This is a genomic window from Nocardiopsis moroccensis, from assembly GCF_055763695.1.
Genome location: NZ_CP199747.1, coordinates 413,783 through 433,952 on the forward strand (window position 1 = coordinate 413,783; position 20,170 = coordinate 433,952).

20 protein-coding genes are annotated in these 20,170 nt (G+C 71.2%); 13 read left to right on the forward strand and 7 right to left on the reverse strand.

Going from position 1 to position 20,170, the window contains the following annotated elements:
- Positions 1-17 precede the first annotated feature (17 nt).
- Positions 18-1,250 (forward strand): radical SAM family heme chaperone HemW, encoded by a 1,233-nt coding sequence (gene hemW / locus ACUKCB_RS01650; protein WP_473038685.1) that lies wholly within the window; start codon positions 18-20, stop codon positions 1,248-1,250.
- 83 nt (positions 1,251-1,333) lie between these two features.
- On the opposite strand, the gene ACUKCB_RS01655 is transcribed toward hemW, so the two are convergent.
- The 3 genes from ACUKCB_RS01655 to ACUKCB_RS01665 all read right to left on the reverse strand — a co-directional run bounded on the left by ACUKCB_RS01655 (position 1,334) and on the right by ACUKCB_RS01665 (position 3,693).
- A complete protein-coding gene (locus ACUKCB_RS01655) occupies positions 1,334-1,957 on the reverse strand; it encodes a DUF4870 domain-containing protein (protein ID WP_473038686.1) in 624 nt (207 codons plus the stop codon).
- Positions 1,958-1,987: 30 nt separating this feature from the next.
- Complete coding sequence (locus ACUKCB_RS01660; protein ID WP_473040883.1) at positions 1,988-2,317, reverse strand: DUF4870 domain-containing protein; 330 nt, start codon at positions 2,315-2,317, stop codon at positions 1,988-1,990.
- Positions 2,318-2,853: 536 nt separating this feature from the next.
- Positions 2,854-3,693, reverse strand: coding sequence for a DUF3097 domain-containing protein (locus ACUKCB_RS01665; protein ID WP_473038687.1), 840 nt, complete (start codon positions 3,691-3,693; stop codon positions 2,854-2,856).
- 178 nt (positions 3,694-3,871) lie between these two features.
- Here ACUKCB_RS01665 and hrcA point away from each other — a divergent pair, with 178 nt between their 5' ends.
- The 3 genes from hrcA to ACUKCB_RS01680 are packed head-to-tail and all read left to right on the forward strand — an operon-like array spanning position 3,872 to position 6,778.
- Complete coding sequence (hrcA, locus tag ACUKCB_RS01670; protein ID WP_452542139.1) at positions 3,872-4,885, forward strand: heat-inducible transcriptional repressor HrcA; 1,014 nt, start codon at positions 3,872-3,874, stop codon at positions 4,883-4,885.
- A gap of 4 nt (positions 4,886-4,889) precedes the next feature.
- Positions 4,890-6,038, forward strand: a complete 1,149-nt coding sequence (gene dnaJ / locus ACUKCB_RS01675) for a molecular chaperone DnaJ (RefSeq protein WP_473038688.1) — start codon at positions 4,890-4,892, stop codon at positions 6,036-6,038.
- Positions 6,035-6,778: a 16S rRNA (uracil(1498)-N(3))-methyltransferase gene (locus tag ACUKCB_RS01680; protein WP_473038689.1), complete on the forward strand. Its 744-nt coding sequence runs from the start codon at positions 6,035-6,037 to the stop codon at positions 6,776-6,778. Before dnaJ ends, ACUKCB_RS01680 begins: the two co-directional genes overlap by 4 nt.
- Positions 6,779-6,957: 179 nt before the next feature.
- Here the strand turns inward: ACUKCB_RS01680 and ACUKCB_RS01685 are convergent, their stop codons facing one another.
- Both ACUKCB_RS01685 and ACUKCB_RS01690 read right to left on the reverse strand, forming a co-directional pair.
- Positions 6,958-7,680, reverse strand: a complete 723-nt coding sequence (locus ACUKCB_RS01685) for a hypothetical protein (protein WP_473038690.1) — start codon at positions 7,678-7,680, stop codon at positions 6,958-6,960.
- Positions 7,677-8,207, reverse strand: coding sequence for a SigE family RNA polymerase sigma factor (locus ACUKCB_RS01690; RefSeq protein ID WP_191275931.1), 531 nt, complete (start codon positions 8,205-8,207; stop codon positions 7,677-7,679). The genes ACUKCB_RS01685 and ACUKCB_RS01690 overlap by 4 nt, the downstream gene beginning before the upstream one ends.
- Before the next feature lie 325 nt (positions 8,208-8,532).
- Between ACUKCB_RS01690 and ACUKCB_RS01695 the strand changes: the two genes are divergently transcribed.
- From ACUKCB_RS01695 to era, 6 genes are all read left to right on the forward strand, one after another.
- Complete coding sequence (locus ACUKCB_RS01695; RefSeq protein WP_473038691.1) at positions 8,533-8,883, forward strand: histidine triad nucleotide-binding protein; 351 nt, start codon at positions 8,533-8,535, stop codon at positions 8,881-8,883.
- A 283-nt stretch (positions 8,884-9,166) separates the two neighbouring features.
- Complete coding sequence (locus ACUKCB_RS01700; protein WP_473038692.1) at positions 9,167-10,270, forward strand: PhoH family protein; 1,104 nt, start codon at positions 9,167-9,169, stop codon at positions 10,268-10,270.
- Between the two features lie 143 nt (positions 10,271-10,413).
- Positions 10,414-10,911 (forward strand): rRNA maturation RNase YbeY, encoded by a 498-nt coding sequence (ybeY, locus tag ACUKCB_RS01705; RefSeq protein WP_473038693.1) that lies wholly within the window; start codon positions 10,414-10,416, stop codon positions 10,909-10,911.
- Positions 10,908-12,290 carry a hemolysin family protein gene (locus ACUKCB_RS01710; RefSeq protein ID WP_473038694.1) on the forward strand — a complete coding sequence of 461 codons (1,383 nt, stop codon included), beginning with the start codon at positions 10,908-10,910 and terminating at the stop codon, positions 12,288-12,290. Before ybeY ends, ACUKCB_RS01710 begins: the two co-directional genes overlap by 4 nt.
- On the forward strand, positions 12,287-12,631 hold the full coding sequence (locus tag ACUKCB_RS01715) for a cytidine deaminase (protein ID WP_191275730.1): 345 nt from the start codon (positions 12,287-12,289) through the stop codon (positions 12,629-12,631). Before ACUKCB_RS01710 ends, ACUKCB_RS01715 begins: the two co-directional genes overlap by 4 nt.
- Positions 12,632-12,640: 9 nt before the next feature.
- Positions 12,641-13,609: a GTPase Era gene (era, locus tag ACUKCB_RS01720; RefSeq protein ID WP_473038695.1), complete on the forward strand. Its 969-nt coding sequence runs from the start codon at positions 12,641-12,643 to the stop codon at positions 13,607-13,609.
- A gap of 58 nt (positions 13,610-13,667) precedes the next feature.
- Here era and ACUKCB_RS01725 read toward each other — a convergent pair whose 3' ends face one another.
- The gene (locus ACUKCB_RS01725; RefSeq protein WP_473040884.1) at positions 13,668-14,402 is read right to left on the reverse strand and encodes an IclR family transcriptional regulator; all 735 of its coding nucleotides are present in this window, start codon (positions 14,400-14,402) and stop codon (positions 13,668-13,670) included.
- A 291-nt stretch (positions 14,403-14,693) separates the two neighbouring features.
- Here ACUKCB_RS01725 and ACUKCB_RS01730 point away from each other — a divergent pair, with 291 nt between their 5' ends.
- The 3 genes from ACUKCB_RS01730 to ACUKCB_RS01740 all read left to right on the forward strand — a co-directional run bounded on the left by ACUKCB_RS01730 (position 14,694) and on the right by ACUKCB_RS01740 (position 18,776).
- Positions 14,694-15,974 carry a DUF6986 family protein gene (locus ACUKCB_RS01730; RefSeq protein WP_473038696.1) on the forward strand — a complete coding sequence of 427 codons (1,281 nt, stop codon included), beginning with the start codon at positions 14,694-14,696 and terminating at the stop codon, positions 15,972-15,974.
- A 1-nt stretch (position 15,975) separates the two neighbouring features.
- The gene (gene allB / locus ACUKCB_RS01735; protein ID WP_473038697.1) at positions 15,976-17,325 is read left to right on the forward strand and encodes an allantoinase AllB; all 1,350 of its coding nucleotides are present in this window, start codon (positions 15,976-15,978) and stop codon (positions 17,323-17,325) included.
- Positions 17,326-17,711: 386 nt separating this feature from the next.
- The gene (locus ACUKCB_RS01740; RefSeq protein WP_473036352.1) at positions 17,712-18,776 is read left to right on the forward strand and encodes an IS110 family RNA-guided transposase; all 1,065 of its coding nucleotides are present in this window, start codon (positions 17,712-17,714) and stop codon (positions 18,774-18,776) included.
- Positions 18,777-18,993: 217 nt separating this feature from the next.
- Here ACUKCB_RS01740 and alc read toward each other — a convergent pair whose 3' ends face one another.
- On the reverse strand, positions 18,994-20,121 hold the full coding sequence (gene alc / locus ACUKCB_RS01745) for an allantoicase (protein ID WP_473038698.1): 1,128 nt from the start codon (positions 20,119-20,121) through the stop codon (positions 18,994-18,996).
- Between the last annotated feature and the right edge of the window lie 49 nt (positions 20,122-20,170).

Sequence of the window (20,170 nt, forward strand, 5' to 3'; positions counted from 1 at the left end):
TCGGTGACACTGGAGGCATGCCATCCGTAGCCCTTGACGGTGAACCCGTGCCCCGGACCGGGGACCTCCCCGAACCCTCGCTCGCCCAGCTCGGGGAGCGGCCGCTCGGGTTCTACGTCCACGTGCCCTTCTGCGTCACCCGCTGCGGCTACTGCGACTTCAACACCTACACCGCCGACGAACTCGTCTCCCGGGACGGCACCGTCACGGCCTCACGTGAGACCTACGCGGGCCAGGCGGCGGCCGAGGTCGAGCTGGCCGACCGGGTCCTGACCGGCGACCGCCCCCGGGTCGGCACCGTCTTCGTCGGCGGCGGCACGCCCACACTGCTCCCGCCCGAGGACCTCGGCCGGATCGTCGGCGAGATCCGCGACCGCTTCGGCCTCACACCCGACGCCGAGCTCACCACCGAGGCCAACCCCGAGACGGTCGACCCCGACTACCTGGCCCGCCTGCGCGCGGTCGGATTCACCAGGGTGTCCTTCGGTATGCAGAGCGCGCAGCCCCACGTCCTGCGGATCCTGGAACGCGGGCACACCCCGGGACGCCCCGAACAGTGCGTGAGGTGGGCGCGCCGGGCGGGGTTCGAGCACGTCAACCTCGACCTCATCTACGGGACCCCCGGGGAGAGCGACGAGGACTGGGCGGCCTCCCTGGAAGCCGCGATCGGGGCCGGTCCCGACCACGTCTCCGCCTACTCCCTGATCGTGGAGGAGGGCACCCGGCTGGCGGCCCGCGTCCGGCGGGGAGAGCTCACCGAACCCGACGACGACACCATGGCCGACCGCTACCTCATGGCCGACGAGGCCCTCGCCGGGGCCGGATACACCCCCTACGAGGTGTCCAACTGGGCCCGCAGCCCCGAGGGCCGCAGTGCGCACAACATGCTCTACTGGACCGGTGGTCACTGGTGGGGCGTCGGACCGGGCGCACACAGCCACGTCGGCGGGACCCGCTGGTGGAACGTCAAGCACCCGGCCGCCTACGCCGCCCGCCTGGCCGCCGGGGACAGCCCGGCCCAGGCCCGCGAGGTCCTCACCGCGGCCGAGCGCCGGTTCGAGCGCGTCCTGCTGGAACTGCGCGTGGACGGGGGCTGCCCGCTGGACCTGTTGGACGCCCGAGGGCTCGCCGCCGCCGAACGCCTGGTCGGCGAGGGCCTCCTGGACGCCGGGGCGCACGCCGGAGGGCGCGCGGCGCTGACCCGGCGCGGCCGCCTGCTCGCCGACGCCGTGGTCCGCGACCTCACCTGAGCACCGGGCCACGGCCCAGGGCCCCGAACACGGCGAAGGGGCCCGGCAGCATGCCGGGCCCCTCCGTTGTCACGCGCTGAGGCCTACTTGACCCAGCTGACGTTGAACGGGTAGCGGTACCACTCGCCCTTGTTGGCCGCGACCGCACCCAGGATGCCGAAGATGACCGCGCACACCCAGACCGCCAACTGCAGGAGCGCGCCGATGAGCACGATGTACAGCACGACCGAGACGATGTAGCCGATCAGCAGCAGGAGCTGGAAGTTCAGCGCCTGCGCGGCCTGGTCGCGCACGAACGGCGACTCGTCCTTCTTGATCAGGTACAGCACCAGCGGGCCGAGGAAGCCGATGAGGATGCCGCTCAGGTGGCTGAGCAGACCCATCGTCCGCTCGTCCTGGTTCGGCTGCCCCGTGACGGCGGAGGAGTCGCCGAGACCGGGGCCGGGCGCGTAGCCGCCGTGCTGGCCGGGGTAGCCGCCCTGGCCGGGAGGAACGCCGTAGCCGCCGGGCTGTCCGGGGTGCGGTTGCCCGTAGCCGCCCTGCTGCGGGCCTCCCGGGGGCGGCGGGTAGCCGCCGGGCTGCTGGCCGGAGTCGTACTGGCCGGGCTGGCCGCCCGCCGGGGGCGGGTAGCCGCCGGACGGCCCCTGGCCGGGCTGGCCGCCCTGACCGTAGGGGTCCTCCGGGTTCGGACTGTTCGGATAGGACATGACGATTCCTCGGTGTTGGGGGACTTGGTTCTACTTCAGGAGCCGGATACTCGCCGGGTAGCGGTACCACGTTCCCTTGTTCGCTCCTGATGCTCCTATGACGCCGAAGACGATGGAAAGGATCCATACGAGGGCGATGAGCAGGTAACCGATCCAGGAGAGGCTAGGGAAGAAGATACCCAGGCCGAAGAAGACCACGCCAGCGAACACGTAAGGGATCAGCATCGTGATCTGGAAGTTCGCCGCCTCGGAGGCGTGGTGGCGGACGAACGGGGACTGGTTGCGCTTGGCGAAGTAGATCGCCAGCGGCGGGAGCCAGCCGAAGCAGGCGATGACGAAACCGGACAGGTGGGCCAGCATCGCGACCAGGACGTCGTTGCCTCCGTCCCGGGCGGTCTGCGGGGGCTGCGGCTGCCCGTAGGCCCCGGACCGGCCGTAGGGCTGCTGTGGGGGCTGGCCGGGCTGCTGCGGCCCGAAGCCCGGCTGGCCGTAGGGCTGCTGGGGCTGCTGCGCGTACTGCTGCCCGTAGGGCGGCTGGCCGCCGGTGGGCTGTCCGTAGGCGGGCTGCTGTTGGCCGTAGCCGGGCTGTGCGCCGCTGGGCCGGCCGTAGGGCTGCTGCGGAGGCTGAGCGGGCTGTCCCGGCTGACCGTAACCCGGCTGGGGCTGCGGCCCCGGATCCTGCGGCGGTTGCTGCCCCTGACCGTCGTCAGGGGACGGGGGATTGGGCGGGGTCTCGCTCATGCTCTTCCTCGGCTCCGCTGTTGATGGGCGTGTGCTTGTGCTGCCCGGTCCACCGGGCCGTACCGACGACCGCGGAGGGCCGTAGGCCGGTGCTGTCCGGCGGAGCCGGACCACACTGGTCCGAGGCCCCGGCAGACGAAGCGGCGGGGCCAATCCTAGTGTTGCGGAGGGTGGGGACCCGTGACGAAGTCGATGAGCTCCTCGACCCGCCCCAGCAACGACGGTTCGAGGTCTCCGTAGCCGCGGACCGAACCCAGGATCCGGCGCCAGGCCTCCCCCGTCTCCATCCGCCAGCCGAGGGCGTCCACGACCCCCTCCTTCCAGGGGAGGCCGCGCGGCACCTCGGGCCACGCCGTGATCCCCACCGCGCCCGGACGTACCGCCTGCCACACGTCCACGAAGGGGTGCCCGACCACGAGCACGTCCCCGCCCCGGACCCGGTCCGCGATCCGGCTCTCCTTGGAACCCGGCACCAGGTGGTCCACCAGGACCCCCAGCCGGCGCCCCGGTCCCGGGGAGAACTCCGCCACCACGGCGGGAAGGTCGTCGACCCCCTCCAGGAACTCGACGGCCACGCCCTCCACGCGCAGGTCGTGGCCCCAGACCTTTTCGACCAGTTCGGCGTCGTGCGCGCCCTCCACGTAGATCCGGCTCTCCCGGGCGGTGCGCGCCCGCGCGCCGGTCACCGCGATCGAGCCGGAGGCGCTGCGCAGCGGCCCCCCGGGCGCGGTGGCCGGGCGCACCAGCGTCACCGGCTCCCCGTCCACCAGGAAGGCGGCCGGGCCCAGGTCGAACACGCGGCGGCGGCCGCGCCGGTCCTCCAGGGTCACCGCGGCCTTGTCCCAGGACACCACGGCCCCGCAGAAACTCTCGTCGGCGTCCTCCACGACGAGGTCGCGGCTGAGGGGTATCTCGCGTACCGCGCCCTTCCTCGGACGTCGCCAGTCTCCCGCCAGAACGTCGCGGCCGTAGCGGCCGTTTCCCTTGGTAGCCACGGTGGTGCAGTCTACTGGCGAAGGGGTGCGAATCCCCGTGGCCGGGTGGCGCACGTCGCCGCCCCGTCAGGGAAGAGGAACCGGCCCCCGGCGCGTTACTACCGACGGGTAGCAGTACGGGTTTGCGGTCGGGCATAGAATTAGCACTAAAGACCTTGGAGTGCCAGGAGGTGGCGAGTTGCTGGACGAGCGCAAGCTCGCGGTCCTGCGTGCCGTCGTAGAGGACTTCGTCAACACCAACGAACCGGTGGGTTCCCGGGCGCTGGCGGACCGGCACCCCCTCGGGGTCTCCCCGGCGACCATCCGCAACGACATGGTCGCCCTGGAGGAGGACGGGTACATCGCCCAGCCGCACACCAGTGCGGGGCGTGTGCCCACGGACAAGGGGTACCGGCTCTTCGTCGACCGGCTCTCCTCGGTCAAACCGCTCTCGGCGGCCGAGCGGCGTGCCATCGAGTCCTTCCTCGGTGGTGCCGTGGACCTCGACGAGATCGTCGCCCGCACGGTACGGCTGCTCGCGCAGCTCACCCGGCAGGTGGCGATCGTCCAGTACCCGTCGCTGACCCGGTCCTCGGTCCAGCACGTGGAACTCGTACCGCTCGGCGGCCAGCGCATCATGATGGTCGTCATCACCAACACCGGACGGGTCGAACAGCGCGTCATCGACGGGCTGGGATCGGTCAGCGAGAGCGTCGTCGACGACCTGCGCGCCATGCTCAACCGCGCCATCGCCGGAAAACACCTCGGCGACGTACCGGACGCGGTGGAGGACCTGCCCGCGCAGGTGGCCCCGGAGGACCGCCCGGTCGCGGTCGCGGTCCTGTCGGTTCTGCTGGAGAGCCTCGTCGAACGCCGCGAGGAGAAGATCGTCCTGGCGGGCACCGCCAACCTCGCGGCCGTCGACTTCGCAGCCAGCCTGCGTGACGTGCTCGAAGCACTGGAAGAGAACATGGTCCTCATCCGTTTGCTGGGTGAGGCGAAGGATCCCTCTATGCTCACCGTGCGGATCGGCGCGGAGAACTTCCACGAGGGCCTTCGGTCCACCTCCATCGTGTCGGCCGACTACGGTGTGGGAAACCAGTCGCTGGCCAAGATCGGTGTGGTGGGACCCACCCGTATGGACTACCCAGGGACAATGGGCGCCGTCCGTGCGGTGGCTCGGTATGTCGGACAGATTTTGGCAGGACAGTAACTCAGTGGCCAGAGACTATTACCAGGTTCTCGGGGTGCGTCGCGACGCGTCCAAGGACGAGATCAAAAAGGCGTACCGGCGGCTCGCGCGCGAGCTCCACCCGGACATCAACCCGGACCCCGCCACCCAGGATCGCTTCAAGGAGGTGACCCAGGCCTACGAGGTCCTCTCCGACGAGAGCAAGCGTCGGATGTTCGACATGGGTCACGACCCCTTCGCCCCCGGCGGCGGAGGCGGAGGCGGTGCCGGAGGGTTCGGCGGCGCCGGCGGGTTCGCCTTCGACGACATCATGAACGCCTTCTTCGGCGGTGGTCAGCCCGGCGGCCGGGGGCCCCGGGAGAGGGTTCGGCGCGGACGCAGCATCAAGATCCGCATCGAACTCGACCTCGTCGAGACCGCCTTCGGCGTCAGCAAGGAGATCACCTTCCCGACCGCCATCCTGTGCGAGACCTGCCAGGGTGAGGGCACGGCGGCCGGTTCGCACCGGACCACCTGCGAGATGTGCCACGGCCAGGGCGAGGTGTCCCAGGTCACGCGTTCCTTCCTGGGGCAGGTCATGACCTCGCGCCCCTGCCCGCAGTGCTCGGGCCAGGGCTCGGTCATCACCAACCCCTGCGGCGACTGCGCGGGCGAGGGCCGGGTGCGCGAGAAGGTCACCCGCACCGTCAAGATCCCCGCCGGGGTCGACGACGGCACCCGCATCCAGCTCGCGGGCGAGGGCGAGGTCGGTCCCAACGGCGGACCGCGCGGCGACATCATCCTCGAAGTCGTGCAGAAGGCCCACTCGACCTTCGAGCGCCGCGGCGATGACCTGCACTGCACCATCACCGTGCCGATGACGGCGGCGGCGCTCGGCGCATCCTTCTCCTTCGACACCCTCGACGGCACCGAGAACATCGATCTGCGTCCGGGCACCAACTCGGGCCACGTCATCACGCTGCCGGGCAAGGGCGTCACCCACCTCGACGGCGGTGGCCGGGGCGACCTGCGCATCCGTGTGGACGTGGAGACCCCGAGCAGGCTGGACGAGGAGCAGGAGGCCCTGCTGCGCAAGTTCGCGGAGCTGCGCGGAGAGGACCAGAACCCGGGCCGGTTCAGCCCCGGGCACGGCGGTTTCTTCTCCAAGATCCGTGATGCCTTCGGAGCCAAGTGACCCCGCCGGTCTTCCTGGCCGACACCGCGGAGCTGGCGGGTGACCGGATCCGGCTGGCGGGCCCCGAGGGCCGCCACGCCGTGGCGGTCCGGCGCATCCAGGCGGGCGAGACCGTCGACCTGTCCGACGGTCTCGGCCTGCGTGTGCGCTGCGAGGTGGCCGAGGTCGTCGGCAGGGACACCCTCGTGTGCCGTGTCCTTCAGCGCCGGAGCGAACCCGAGCCGAGGCCGCGGATCACCGTGGTGCAGGCCCTGCCCAAACGGGACAGGGGCGAGCTCGCGGTCGAGATGATGACCGAGGCCGGGGTCGACGCCGTCGTCCCCTGGGCCGCCGAGCGCTGTGTCACCCAGTGGAGGGGCGAACGGGGGGCCAAGGCCCTGGCCAAGTGGCGGGCGAGCGCCCGGGAGGCGGCCAAACAGGCCCGCCGCGCACGGATGCCCGAGGTCGCCGAACCGGCGGACCGCAAGGGTGTGGCCGCGCTGCTCGCCGAGGCCGACCTGGCGGTGGTCCTGCACGAGGAGGGCGCTCGGCGCCTGTCCGAGCTGCCCCTCCCGGAGACGGCCGACGGGGCGGGGATCGTCCTGGTCGTCGGCCCCGAGGGCGGGATCTCCGACGCCGAACTGGCCGCCTTCGACGAGGCCGGGGCGGTCCGGTCCCTGCTGGGCCCGTCGGTTCTGCGTACCTCCACCGCCGGGGTGGCCGCCCTGTCGGTGCTCCAGGCCAGGACCGGACGCTGGTGAGGCGGGGGCCGGCCACGCCGGGCCCGGTATCCCGGTCCCGGTCACCGCTCCAGGAACGGTAACGAGCCCCACCATGACGTCGTAGGGCCCGCGGGAGTCTCTCCCGCGGGCCCTACGACGTCGTTCTGCGTCGCCTCGCCGGACCGGTTCAGGGCCGGCCGGCGCCGGGGCGACGCGGGTCAGTCGGAGCTGACGCTGCTCTCCTCCGCCTCACCGCTGTCGTTGGATCCCCCGCCGTTGCCGCTGCCGGAGCCGCTGTCGGGCTCCTCCTCACCGCTGCCGGGGTCCTCCTCGCCCTCGTCGGGCTCCTTCGGAGTCTCGCTGGGTTTCTGGGTCGGCTCCTCGGTGGGATCGCAGTCCGCGTCCTCGGGCTGCTCCCCGTCCCGCTCGTTGCCGCTCTCGCTGTCGGTGGCGGTCGGGGTGACCTCGTCCTCAGGCGGGCAGGAGGAAGTCGACTCCTGGCCCTCCTCCTCGGCGGAGGCCTCGTCCTCGGGGCTCGGGGAGTTCTCGGCGGGCCGGCCGGGCTCCTTCTCCGGCTTGCTGGTGCCGCTGGCGGAGTCCGTCGTCGGGGTGGGGGGCGTCGTACTGGCGGCGTCCTCCTGGCTGGGCTCCGGCGGGGTCCCCGCACGGTCGGCACCGGCCGGGACGATCTCCAGGACCTGGTCGCGTACCTGGGGGTTCGCGATGATCACCGAGGCGGCGATCAGAGTGGCCGCCGCCACCGCCGCCGCGGGACGGAGCCACGGCAGCCTGAACCAGGCCGCGCCCCGTTGGCGCTCGGTCCGTTCACGGATGAGGTGGAGACCCTCACCGGAGGGCGCGACCTCGTCGGCCTCGGCTCTGAGTATCTGACGGAGCTGGTCCTCGAACTCCGTCTCGTTCCGGTCGTTGGGGCTGCTCATGACGTCTGCTCCAGTACAGAGCGGAGGGCGGAGATGCCGCGTGACGTGTGGCTTTTGACCGCGCCTCGGCTGATGCCCATGGCGTCCGCGATCTGTGCCTCGGACAGGTCACCGTAGTACCGGAGCACGATTGCCTCTCGCTGACGGGTGGGTAGCTTGCGCAGGGCCGCGATGACGGCCTCGCGTTCCAGAAGGTTCATGGCCCCGTGCTCGGCGCTGGGCGCGTCGGGCAGGGCCTTGGGGGCGTGCTTCTCCACGACCGCCCTGTGGCGCAGTACCGACCTGGCCTTGTTCACCACCGCCTGTCGGAGGTAGGAGAGGGCCTTGTTCGGGTCCCGGAGGCGACGCCAGGCTCCGTGCATGGCCACAAAGGCGTCCTGGACGACTTCCTCGGCGGTCGCGTGGTCCCGGACCAGCAGGGCGGCAAGCCGAACGAGTGGACGGTAGTGCTCCCGGTAGAGCTCCGTCACCGCGTGGTCAGCGTCCCACTCGACCGAGAGCGGTGCCGTGGTGGCACCAGCCACCAAGGTTTCTGTGGTCACATCAGTTCGACGCACACCCTTGTCGCGGGGTTTACGAAAGGGCATACCTCTTCTTTTCCAACTAGACGTGCGTTTGGATCCGAACACGCCGGACACGGCCACACGGCGGACGGCGCCGAAAATCTGGCGCGCACTGACGCAAACCCTACCGTGTCGGAACTCTCGGCCGTCAGGGAACGTGGATCAGAACGGTTGCGGAAAGGTTGAGGCTTCATCTCCTCACCCGTCGTCCACCTGCGGCATCATGGTCCCGGACAAGCCCGAGAAGCGGTGCCGCCAGGGTCGCGGCCCGTGCGACGGAAGGTGAGCGATGGTCGATCCCGACTGCCTTTTCTGCAAGATCGTCAAGGGGGAGGTGCCCGCGGAGATCGTCCGAGAGGGAGAGCGCACGGTCGCCTTCCGCGACATCAACCCCCAGGCGCCCACCCACGTCCTGGTCATCCCGCGCGAGCACCACGCTGACGCGGCGACCGCGGCGGCAGCCGACACCGGACTGCTGGACGCCCTGGTCCGGGAGGCCCACGAGGTCGCCAGGTCCGAGGGTGTGGTGGAGTCCGGCTACCGGCTGGTCTTCAACACCGGGACCGGGGCGGGGCAGACCGTGTTCCACCTCCACGGGCACGTCCTCGGTGGGCGCGGACTGAACTGGCCCCCCGGATAGGGACCCCCTCCCGGGGTGCGTGCCCCGGACCGGCGGTCGCGCCCGCTCCGCCGCGGACGGTCACCTCCGGAAAGGGGTCGGAGCTTCGGGCACGAAATAACGGATCGAGCCCGTCGGGCCCCCGTTGGTAGACTCGAGGACGGGCCCCACCGGCCACTTCGGTTGTCCCACACACCTGTGGTGACCGTGTACGACACCGGCGAGGGCCCGTCCGCGAGAAGCTCCGGGAACCGACCCCGGGGCCGTGACCGAAGGGCAGGGACAGCGGCCGCGAGGCCACACCATGGTCGAGTCAACTCACACGCACCCGGACCAGGACACCCAGGTCAAGGTCGTGGTACCGGACGAACACACGATGATCAGCCTGCTGGGCTCGGGGGACGAGCTCCTCCGGACGCTGGAGCGGTCCTTCAGGAGCGACATCCACGTCCGCGGCAACGAGTTCACGATCAGTGGGACCCCCGAGGAGACGGCCGTGGTGGTCCGTCTCGTGGAGGAGCTGATCGAGTTCGCCAAGAGCGGAGCCCACGTCACCCCCGACACCATCGAGCGCATGGTCCACATGCTGCGCTCCCCGGGCAAAGAGCGCCCCGCCGACGTGCTGACCACCAACATCCTGTCCAACCGGGGCAAGACCATCCGCCCCAAGACGCTGAACCAGAAGCGTTACGTCGACATCATCGACCAGCGCACCGTGGTCTTCGGTATCGGGCCGGCGGGTACCGGGAAGACCTACCTGGCGATGGCCAAGGCGGTCAGGGCGCTCCAGGACAAGGAGGTCAACCGGATCATCCTCACCCGCCCCGCGGTCGAGGCCGGTGAGCGCCTGGGCTTCCTGCCCGGCACCCTCTACGACAAGATCGACCCCTACCTGCGCCCGCTCTACGACGCCCTGCACGACATGCTCGATCCGGACTCCATCCCCAAGCTGATGGCCGCCGGGACCATCGAGGTCGCGCCCCTGGCGTACATGAGGGGTAGGACCATTAACGACTCCTTCATCATCCTGGACGAGGCGCAGAACACCTCGCCGGAGCAGATGAAGATGTTCCTGACCAGGCTCGGGTTCGGTTCCAAGATCGTGGTCACCGGTGACGTCACCCAGGTGGACCTGCCCGGCGGGCAGACCAGCGGCCTGCGGACCATCGAGAACATTCTGCGTGATATCGACGACATCGCCTTCTGTCGACTGACCAGCGAGGACGTGGTCCGGCACAAGCTGGTGGGGCAGATCGTCGACGCCTATGGCCGTTACGACGCCGCTGAGGCCCGCCGCGGCGACGGGGACCGCGGCCGATCGGCCCCCCGCGGGGGGCGGCGCCAGGGCGGTGGGGCCCCGAAGGGCGGCGACGGAGGCTCCGAGGGCCCCGAACAGCGGGCAGACTGAGGGGAAGTACGCAAGTGACACCGGCCGGTGGGCCCGCCTCGTGCGGGCCCACCGCTGTCGATAGGGCGCCCGCCCGCGGGCGGGCGCCAGCGGGGAACACCGCCGACCACCGCACCGACATCCAAGTGAGGCAGCAGCTACCGATGAGTATCGACGTCGCCAACGAGTCCGGCGTCACCACCGTGGACGAGGAACGGCTCTCCCGTCTGGCCCGGCACGTGCTCGACGCCATGCGAGTCCACCCGTTGGCCGAACTGTCCGTGGTGCTGGTGGACGAAGGACCCATGACCGACCTGCACGTGCGCTGGATGGACGAGCCCGGCCCCACCGACGTGCTCTCGTTCCCGATGGACGAGCTGCGCCCCGGTGGGCCCGGCCGCACCAGCGACCCCGGGGTGCTCGGTGACGTGATCATCTGTCCCCAGGTGGCCGAGCGCCAGGGCAGCACCGCCGGCCACGGCACCGAGGCCGAGATCGACCTGCTGTGCACGCACGGCATCCTGCACCTGCTGGGCTACGACCACGCCGAGCCCGAGGAACACAAGGAGATGTTCGGTCTCCAGGGTGAGATCCTCGCCGCCTGGCGTGAGCGGGAGGCCGCCGGCGGGACCGGGACCGAAGGGGACGAGAGCGCCCGATGAGCGCATCGCTCTGGCCGAGCCTGGCACCGCCGACCGCTGAGCCCTCCGAGTGGGTGCTGGCGTTCGCGGTGGCCCTGGCCCTGACCGCCGTGGCCGGGTTCCTGGTGGCCGCCGAAGTCGCCGTCACCCGCGTCCTGTCGCTGGGGATGGAAGCTGCTCAGGGCGAGCGCACCGCCAGGACGGGGCCCGCCTGGGACCGGGTCGCCGCCGACCCCACCGCACACCTGAACATGCTGCTGTTCCTGCGCGTGGTGTGCGAGGTCTGCGCTGTCCTGGCCGCCGTCGTGGGCATGGTCCTGCTCCTGGGGCCGGGCCGGCCCGCCCTGGTGCTGACCGCCGTGGCGATGATCGTGGTGGAGTGCGTGCTGATCGCCGTGACCCCGCGCATCCTCGGCCGCCAGTTCGCGGCTCCCACGGCCCGGGCCAGCGCGGTGGTCGTGTACCCGCTCCAGGTGGTGCTGGGCCCGCTCGCCCGGCTCCTGGTCGGGGCGGGCCGGGCGCTCACCCCGCGCGGCAAGGGCGACCGGGACGGTCCCTTCAGTACCGAGGTGGAGCTGCGCCAGCTCGTGGACCTGGCCGAGCAGGGGGACGTCATCGACTCCGAGGAGCGCGAGATGATCCACTCGGTGTTCAAGCTCGACGACACCTCCGTGCGCGAGGTGATGGTGCCGCGGCCCGACATCGTCTTCACCAGCCGCGAGGCCGACGCCGACGCGGTCCTCACGCTCGCCATGGGCAGCGGGTACTCGCGTATCCCGGTGACCGGTGAGGACGAGGACGACGTGGTCGGCATCGTCTACCTCAAGGACCTGGTGGAGCGGTTGCGTGACCGCTGGGCCGCCGCCGCGGGCGGGGCGGAGGAGGTCGCGCTGACCGCCGGCGACGTGATGCGCAAGGCCGCCTACGTGCCGGACACCAAGCCCATCGACGAGCTGTTGCGTGAGATGCAGCGCCGGCGCAACCACGTGGCGGTGGCGATCGACGAGTACGGCGGTACCGCCGGCCTGGTCACCCTGGAGGACATCGTGGAGGAGATCGTCGGTGAGATCACCGACGAGTACGACCACGAGATCCCGCCGGTGGAGTGGTTGGACGAGGACCGGGTGCGGGTGACCGCCCGGCTGCCGCTGGGAGAGCTCGCGGAGCTCTTCCCCGACCGCGACGTCGAGGTGCCCGACGTGGAGACGGTCGGCGGCCTGGTGGCGTTCGTGCTGGGGCGGGTCCCAGCCGGAGGAGCCCAGGCCCAATACGCTGGACTCAGGCTCACCCTGGAGGGCAAGAGCAGCCGCCGCAACCGGATGACCACGGCGCTGGTGGAGCGCCTGCCCGACCAACAGGACCAGGGTTCGGACGAACACACGAGGAGCACGGACCAGTGACGGACACGACGGGGCTCGGCCCGGAGGACACCAAACTCATCACGCTCGCTCGGGCCTCCCGGGCCAGGAACGCGACCGCCGAGGGTGCGGCGGTGCGCGACGAGACCGGGCGCACGTACGTGGCCACCTCGGTGTCGCTGCCCTCGCTCCGCCTCACCGCGCTCCAGGCCGCCGCGGCCGCTGCGGTGTCGGGTGAGGCCTCCGCCCTGGAGGCGGCGGTGGTCGTCACCGAGGCCAAGGAACTGACCGAGGACGACCGCGCGGTGGCGGACGATCTGAAGACCCAGGTGGTGGTGATCGCGGCGCCCGACGGGGTGCCCGCGAGCATCACCCGGCGCTGAGAAGGACAAATGAACGACCTCGACCTCGAGAAGCTCCGCGTGCCGCTTGAGCTGCCCTCCTACCCGGAGGGTTTCCGGAGCGGCTTCGCCTGCTTCGTGGGCCGCCCGAACGTGGGCAAGTCCACCCTGATGAACGCTCTGGTCGGGCAGAAGGTGGCGATCACCAGCAACCGGCCCCAGACCACGCGTCGGACGGTGCGCGGGATCGTGCACCGTCCGGACGCGCAGCTGATCATCGTGGACACGCCCGGTCTGCACAAACCCCGCACGCTCCTGGGGGAGCGGCTGGACTCGCTGGTGCGCTCCACGTTGGTCGAGGTGGACGTGATCGCGTTCTGTCTGCCCGCCAACGAGCCGATCGGGCGCGGTGACACCTACATCGCCAAGGAGCTCGCGGAGCAGACCAACACGCCCGTGGTCGCGTTGGTGACCAAGACCGACCTGGTGGACAGGGCGGCAGTGGGGGAGCACCTGATGGCCGTGGACGCGCTGGGCGACTGGGCGGACATCGTCCCGGTCTCCGCGCGCGGCGACTACCAGCTGGACACCGTCACCGAGGTGCTCTGCTCGCACCTGCCGGAGGGGCCGCCGCTGTACCCGGACGGCGACCTCACCGACGAACCGGACGAGATGCTCGTTGCCGAGCTGGTCCGGGAGGCCGCGCTGGAGGGGGTTCGGGACGAGCTACCGCACTCCATCGCGGTGGTCGTGGACGAGATGAACGAGCGGGAGAACACCAGGCCGGGCAAGGAGCTGGTGGACATCTACGCGTCGTTGTACGTGGAGCGCCCCAGCCAGAAGGCGATCGTGATTGGCTCCAAGGGGTCGCGTCTGCGCGACGTGGGGTCCCGGGCCCGCAAGCAGATCGAGGGCCTGCTGGGCCGGCGGGTCTTCCTGGACCTGCGGGTGCGGGTGGCCAAGGACTGGCAGCGTGACCCCAAGCAGCTCCGCAAGCTCGGTTTCGACCAGCAGACGTAGCGCGCCGGAGGGGTCGGAGGGGCTGTGGCCGCATGTGGCCACAGCCCCTCCTCGCGTGTCAGTTCTGGTTGTTGAGGTCGGTGGCCAGGACATGGGCGCACCTGCGCACGATGGGGGCGGCCTGGTCGACGAAGTCCCAGCTCACCCGGGCCTCCGGGCCCGACACCGACACGGCCATGCCCGAGGGGGCGTCCTTGACGGGGACGGCCACGCAGCGCACGCCGATCTCCTGCTCGCCGTCGTCGATGGCGTAGCCGGCCTCCCGGATGCGCCGGAGTTCGGCGAGGAAGGCGTCGGGGTCGGTGATGGTGCGCTCCGTCGCCGCGGGCATGCCGGTGCGGCGCACGGTCGCGAGCGCTTCCTCGTCGCTGAGCTGGGACAGCAGGGCCTTGCCGACGCCCGCCGAGTGCGGCAGTACGCGGCGGCCGACCTCGGTGAACATGCGCATGGCGTGCGGGGAGGGGACCTGGGCCACGTAGATGACCTTGTCCCCGTCGAGCATCGCGAGGTTGGCGGTCTCGCCGAGGTCCTCCACGAGTTGTGCCAGGTGGGGGCGGGCCCAGGTGCCGAGCATCTGCGCGGCCTTGTCGCCGAGGCCGATCAGGCGCGGCCCCAGGGCGTAGCGCCTGGAGGGGAGTTGGCGCACGTAGCCGTTGCCGACCAGGGTGCGGATGATGCGGTGGATGGTGGGCAGGGGCAGCCCGGAGGAGTCGGCGAGTTGGCTCAGGGAGGTCTCGCCGCCCGCCTCGGCCATGATCTCCAACAGGGAGAAGGCTCGGTCGAGGGACTGCACACCACCGGTGCGCCGGGCCGCCTCCTCGGGCGGTCGGGGCTGGTCCGTGTGGGGGGTCTGTGAGGCTGACAAGGGTCGTGCTCCCATGCTGAGGGCCGCTGCGGTCACGCTCATCATTCTGCAATACGAAAGCTGTCTTTCGCTCTCCGTTGTGTATTGCGGGTTCCGGATCCGGATCACGAAGCTCCTGGCGCCCTTGTTCTTCCGAATCGCAGAAGTTAGTATCCGCATATAGAAATTAGTGACCGGCCTCTCAGAGGTCGGCACCGATGACGGAGGAGGACACCACACGTGGCGAGGGACAGCCTTCAGGGCTTGACCGATCTGGTCACCGAACTCGACGCCCGGCTCGCGGAGGCGGACGCCCGACTGGACCGCGAGTACCCCGGGGCGACCGGTGGCCGCCAGCCGGTGCACAGTGTCTACGTGCCCGCCGACCGGATCCGACCCGGCCTCGCCGCGGACTGGGGCGCGCAGGCTCTCACCGCCCTCGACGAGTACGCGCCCGAGGCATCGGACCTGGCCGGGGCCACCGGGCTGAGCGAGGCCGCCGTCGCGGACGCGCTCCCGTTGGTCCGGGCCAAGCTCACCCGCGAACCCGTCGAGGACCTGCGGGCCGACTTCGAGGACGGTTACGGCGCGCCCGGGGACGAGGCCGAGGACGCCGACGTGCTCGCGACGGCGAACGCCTTCGTCGCGGACCTGAAGCAGGGGACGGCCACCCCCTACTTCGGCATCCGGATGAAGGGCATGGAGGCCGCCGGGCGCCACCGCGGTGTGCGCACCCTGACGCTCTTCCTCCAGACCCTGCTGGAGGGGCACGGCTCGCTGCCCGACAACCTCGTGCTCACCCTGCCCAAGATCACCTCGGTGGAGCAGGTCGAGGCGATGGTCTGGATCACCGAGCGGTTGGAGGAGCGCTTCGGTCTGCCCGCCGGACGCCTCCGGTTCGAGCTCCAGATCGAGACCCCCCAGTCGATCCTGCTCACCGACGGCACGGTCGCGGTCTCCCGGATGATCCAGGCGGGCCGGGGCCGGGTCACCGCCCTGCACTACGGCACCTACGACTACAGCGCCGCCTGCGGGATCACCGCCGCCCACCAGAGCCTGGCCCACCCGGTCGCCGACCACGCCAAGTCGGTCATGCAGGTGGCCGCGGCCGGTACCGGCGTGTGGCTCTCGGACGGCGGCAGCAACATCCTGCCGACCGGAGCCCCCGAGGACGTGCGCTCCGCGTGGGGCCTGCACGCGGGCCTGGTCCGACGTTCCCTGGAGCGCGGTTTCTACCAGGGCTGGGACCTGCACCCGAACCAGCTCCCCATCCGCTACCTGGCCACCTACGCCTTCTACCGGGAGGCCTTCGCCCCCGCCGCCGCGCGCCTGAAGGCCTACCTCGGCGACGTCTCGGGGAACGTCATGGACGAGCCCGCCACCGCCCAGGCCCTGGCCTCGGTGCTGGCCAGCGGCCTGCGCTGCGGTGCTCTGGAGGAGTCCGAGGTGGTCGGGGCCTGCGGGGTCGACGCCGGTACCATCGTCGGCCTGGCCACCCGCCGTGTCGGACAGGAGCAGTGAGTTGACCGAGCACGCACTTGTCGTACGCGCCCGTCGGGCGCTCACCCCCGAGGGTGAGCGCCCGGTCAGCGTGGCGGTGGACGACGGACGCATCACCGAGGTCCTGTCCGGGGACGACGCCCCGCTGACGGCCGGGCGTGAGCTGCGCCTGGCCGAGGACGAGGTACTGCTGCCCGGACTCGTGGACAGTCACGTACACGTCAACGAGCCCGGCCGCACCGAGTGGGAGGGTTTCGCCAGCGCGACCCGGGCCGCCGCCCTGGGCGGGGTGACCACCCTCGTGGACATGCCGCTGAACAGTGTCCCGCCCACCACCACCCTCGACGGCCTCAGGGCCAAGCGTGCGGCGGCCGAGGGCAAGCTCGCGGTGGACGTGGGCTTCTGGGGCGGAGCCGTCCCGGAGAACAGCGGCCCCGACACCACCGGGACTCTGGCCGAGCTGTGGGACGAGGGGGTGTTCGGCTTCAAGTCCTTCCTGTCGCCCTCGGGCGTGGACGAGTTCGGGCACCTGTCCCCGGAGCAGCTGCACACGGCCGCCACGGCCATCCAGGCCTTCGGTGGCAGGCTGATCGTGCACGCCGAGGACCCCGGCGTTCTGGCGGCGGCGCCCCCGGCCGCCGGGCGCGAGTACGCGGACTTCCTCGCCTCCCGCCCCGACGCCGCCGAGCACGCGGCGATCTCCCTGGTGATCGACACCGCCCGCCGCACCGGTGTGCGGGCGCACATCCTGCACCTGTCCAGCGCCTCGGCCCTGCCGCTCATCGCGCAGGCCAGGGCGGAGGGCGTGCCGCTCACGGTGGAGAGCTGCCCGCACTACCTCACCCTGGCGGCGGAGGAGATCCCGGCGGGGGACACCAGCTACAAGTGCTGCCCGCCGATCCGGGGCGCGGCCAACCGCGACCTGTTGTGGCGGGCGCTGCGCGACGGCCTGATCGACTGTGTGGTCAGTGACCACTCGCCCAGCACCCCCGACCTCAAGGATCTGGACACCGGTGACTTCGGTACCGCGTGGGGCGGGGTGTCCGGCCTGCAGGTGGGGCTGTCGGCCATGTGGACCGAGGCGCGCGGGCGCGGGGTCGGGCTGGCCGAGGTCGTGCGGTGGATGTCCGCCGAGCCCGCCCGGGTCGCCGGGGTCCGGGGCAAGGGGTCGATCGCCCCGGGCCTGGACGCCGACCTGGCCGTGTTCGCCCCGGAGGAGACCGTCCGGGTGCAGGCCGGTGCCCTGGCGCACCGCAACCCGTTGAGCGCCTACGACGGCGCCGAGTTGCGGGGCCGGGTGCGGCGCACGCTCCTGCGCGGCCGGGAGGTCGGCCCGGACAGCGTCGAGGGGCGGATGATCACCCGGACCTAGGGTTCGGTGAGGTCCGTTTCCGGGCGTCCCGCCGACGGCGGGACGCCCTTGGTGTGCCCGGGCCCCTTTGCGCCGTGATCTTGCTACCAGAAGCGAAATGGGCGCCGAAGTTGCCCCTGGTAGCAAGATCTACTGGTTCATCCTGGTGTGTGTCGGGAGGGTTTCGACGGGAGCCGCCCGACAGCGGGGCTGGGGTGACTCCAGCAAGATCTGTCCCACGTGGACCTTGTCGTGACCTGTCCACCAGCACCCGCAGGCCAAGACCCTGGCCGCGGGAGTGACCTCATAGAAGCCTGTGCAGCCGATAACTCACAGTAGATCTGTCCCCCGGGCCAGGGCCCTGGTAGTCGTCCCGTTCCTGAACAAAGGAAAGACAGGACACCACCATGGTGACAGTGGGCATCGATCCGCACAAGAACATGCACCAGGCCCTCGCGCTGGCCGATGACGGCACCCGGCTGGGCACTGCCAAGAAGGTCACCGCGGGCCCGCAGGCCCTGGGCGAGCTCCTGGCCTGGATCCGCCCTCTGGCGGGCGATGCCCCGGTGTTGTGGGCGATCGAGGGCGGCCCCGGGCTGGGCCGGGCCATCGCTGACGCCTTGTTGGGGGCGGGCCAGGAAGTGGTGTGGGTGCCGGCGCGCGCGATGGCCGCCCACCGCCGCCTGAGCGGGGCGGTGGGCGCCAAGTCCGACGTGATCGACGCGGTGGCGGTGGCCCGCGCGGCGATGGCCGACCCTGATCTGGCCCGCCACCGTCTCGATCCGCTGGTGCGGCAGGTGCGTGTGCTGGTGGATCTGCGCCAGGACCTGGTGCGGCGGCGGGTGGCCCTGACCAACCGGGTGCTGGCGATGCTGCACCGGGAACTGGACCACAACCTGGGCAAGGGTGCGTTGGCCACCCGGGCCAAGGTGGGACGGGTGCGTGCGCTGGTGGAGGGGGCCGAGCTGGGTGAGGTGGTGCGATGGGCGCTGGCCGAGCAGCTGGGTGAGGTGCACACGCTGTTGGTGCGTATCGCTGGGGTGGAGCGGCGGCTCAAGGAGTTGGTGGAGCCGTTGGCGCCGAACCTGTTGGGGATTCGTGGTGTGGGTGTGGTCTGGGCTGCGGTGTTGCTTTCGCAGGTAGGGGACGTGTCGCGGTTCAAGACCTCGGCGAGGATGGCCCGGTGGGCGGGGTGCGCGCCGATCCCGGTGTTCTCCTCGGGGCGCCAGCGGCACCGGTTGCATCGGGGTGGGAACCGGCAGGTGAACCGGGCGCTGCACTCGATCGCTGTGGTGCAGGCCCGGTTCCATGGGCCGGCCCGGGAGTTCGTGCGTTCCCGGCAGGAGGCCAAGGGCACCAAGGGTGCGTATCGGGCGTTGAAGCGGCATTTGATGGATGTGGTGTATCGGGCGATGGTCGCTGATCAAGTGGTGAGAGAGCGGGCTGTTGTCTCTCTTCAGCCCGCCACTTGACATAGAAGCGTCACGGGATCGGGGTGAGGAGCGGTCACCTTGACCGGGCAGGTCGGGGACCCACGCCCTGCGCCTGGTCGTGGTGCCGTGGTCCCGGGGCACCGGGGTGGGGACACGTGGAGGGGCGGGCACACTGACGCGTGCCCGCCCCGGTCTGTGCGCCCCGTCCGCCGGGGCGCCGGTCAGCCGCACGGGGGCCGGCCGGCGGCCGCGCGGATCAGCCGCGGGCGTCCGCCCAACGGCTCCGCAGCTCGGCGGTTCCGGTCTCGGTGAGGGAGCCGTACACGTTCAGGCGGGCGATGCCGCCGTCGGGGAAGACGTCGGTGCGCACGTGGGTCACGGTGACCGGGGCGTCCAGGACGAAGCGGTGGGCGCTGTCCGGCTGGAGTCCGGTGCGGCCCACGATCTCGAACCATTCCTCCGGGGAGTCCGAGTGCGCGTCCCGGCCCAGGACGGTCACCCAGCCCGCGGAGTTGCCCTTGAGGTAGGCGGTGTCCAGTTCGATGGCGCGCACCGAGGCCTGGGCGGTGAGCCGGAAGCGCACCCAGTCGTTGCCGGAGTCACGGCGGCGGCGGTTCTCCCAGCCGTCGTCCATCTTGTGGGAGCGGCCCGGCTGGATGATGTTCTCGGGGGAGGAGTAGAAGCGGTCCGAGGCGTCCTCGACCGTGCCGCCGTTGACCAGGGCGGCGACGTCGAAGCTGCCGAGCGCGGCCAGCCAGTCCGGGTCGGCGACGGGCTCGCCGTACACACGCAGGCGGGCGATGCCGCCGTCGGGGAACTGCTTGAGGCGCAGGTGGGTCCAGCGCTGCCGGAGGTCGACCTTGAAGCCGTTCTCCGCGTGGCCGTACACCGGGGTGCGCGGGACGATCTCGGTCCACTCGGCGTCGAGGAGCTCCTCGGTGGTGGGGGTGCCCGCCACGTGCGCGGCCTCGACGCCGATCTCGGTGGGGTGGTTACCGCGGAAGTGCGCGGTGTCCACGACCAGGCCTCGGATGACGCCGGGCAGGGCGAGCCGGACCAGGGCCCAGTCGTGGTCCTCGGCGGTGGGGTGCGGCTGCTCGGCGCTCACGCCCCGGCGGCGCCGGGTCTCCCAGCCGTCCATGACCTTGCCCTTGTGCCCGAAGTGGTGCGGGTCGAACACCGCGGGTTCGGTCCGGAGCAGGTTCTCGCGCTCGGCGAAGAACTCGTCGTTGGCGGCCACGACGCCGGCGCCCAGGCGGCGGTCGGCGAGGTCGACGAGACCGGAGAAGTCCAGCTCGGTCCTGCGGAAGTCCCCGTAGGGGTCGCCGCCGGGGTAGGGCTGGGCGTTGTAGGCGCGAGGGTCGAAGGACGGGGTCTGGCTCACGTTTCTCCTGCCGGTGTCTGGGGTGGGACGTTTCCAGGGTGGCAGGAGA

What these genes read in the sequence shown, in the direction of transcription:
- hemW (WP_473038685.1), top strand. Translation starts at nt 18, where the DNA reads ATGCCATCCGTAGCCCTTGACGGTGAACCCGTGCCCCGGACCGGGGAC.
- ACUKCB_RS01655 (WP_473038686.1), bottom strand. Translation starts at nt 1,957, where the DNA reads ATGTCCTATCCGAACAGTCCGAACCCGGAGGACCCCTACGGTCAGGGC.
- ACUKCB_RS01660 (WP_473040883.1), bottom strand. Translation starts at nt 2,317, where the DNA reads ATGCTGGCCCACCTGTCCGGTTTCGTCATCGCCTGCTTCGGCTGGCTC.
- ACUKCB_RS01685 (WP_473038690.1), bottom strand. Translation starts at nt 7,680, where the DNA reads ATGAGCAGCCCCAACGACCGGAACGAGACGGAGTTCGAGGACCAGCTC.
- ACUKCB_RS01695 (WP_473038691.1), top strand. Translation starts at nt 8,533, where the DNA reads ATGGTCGATCCCGACTGCCTTTTCTGCAAGATCGTCAAGGGGGAGGTG.
- ACUKCB_RS01700 (WP_473038692.1), top strand. Translation starts at nt 9,167, where the DNA reads ATGGTCGAGTCAACTCACACGCACCCGGACCAGGACACCCAGGTCAAG.
- ybeY (WP_473038693.1), top strand. Translation starts at nt 10,414, where the DNA reads ATGAGTATCGACGTCGCCAACGAGTCCGGCGTCACCACCGTGGACGAG.
- ACUKCB_RS01710 (WP_473038694.1), top strand. Translation starts at nt 10,908, where the DNA reads ATGAGCGCATCGCTCTGGCCGAGCCTGGCACCGCCGACCGCTGAGCCC.
- era (WP_473038695.1), top strand. Translation starts at nt 12,641, where the DNA reads ATGAACGACCTCGACCTCGAGAAGCTCCGCGTGCCGCTTGAGCTGCCC.
- ACUKCB_RS01740 (WP_473036352.1), top strand. Translation starts at nt 17,712, where the DNA reads ATGGTGACAGTGGGCATCGATCCGCACAAGAACATGCACCAGGCCCTC.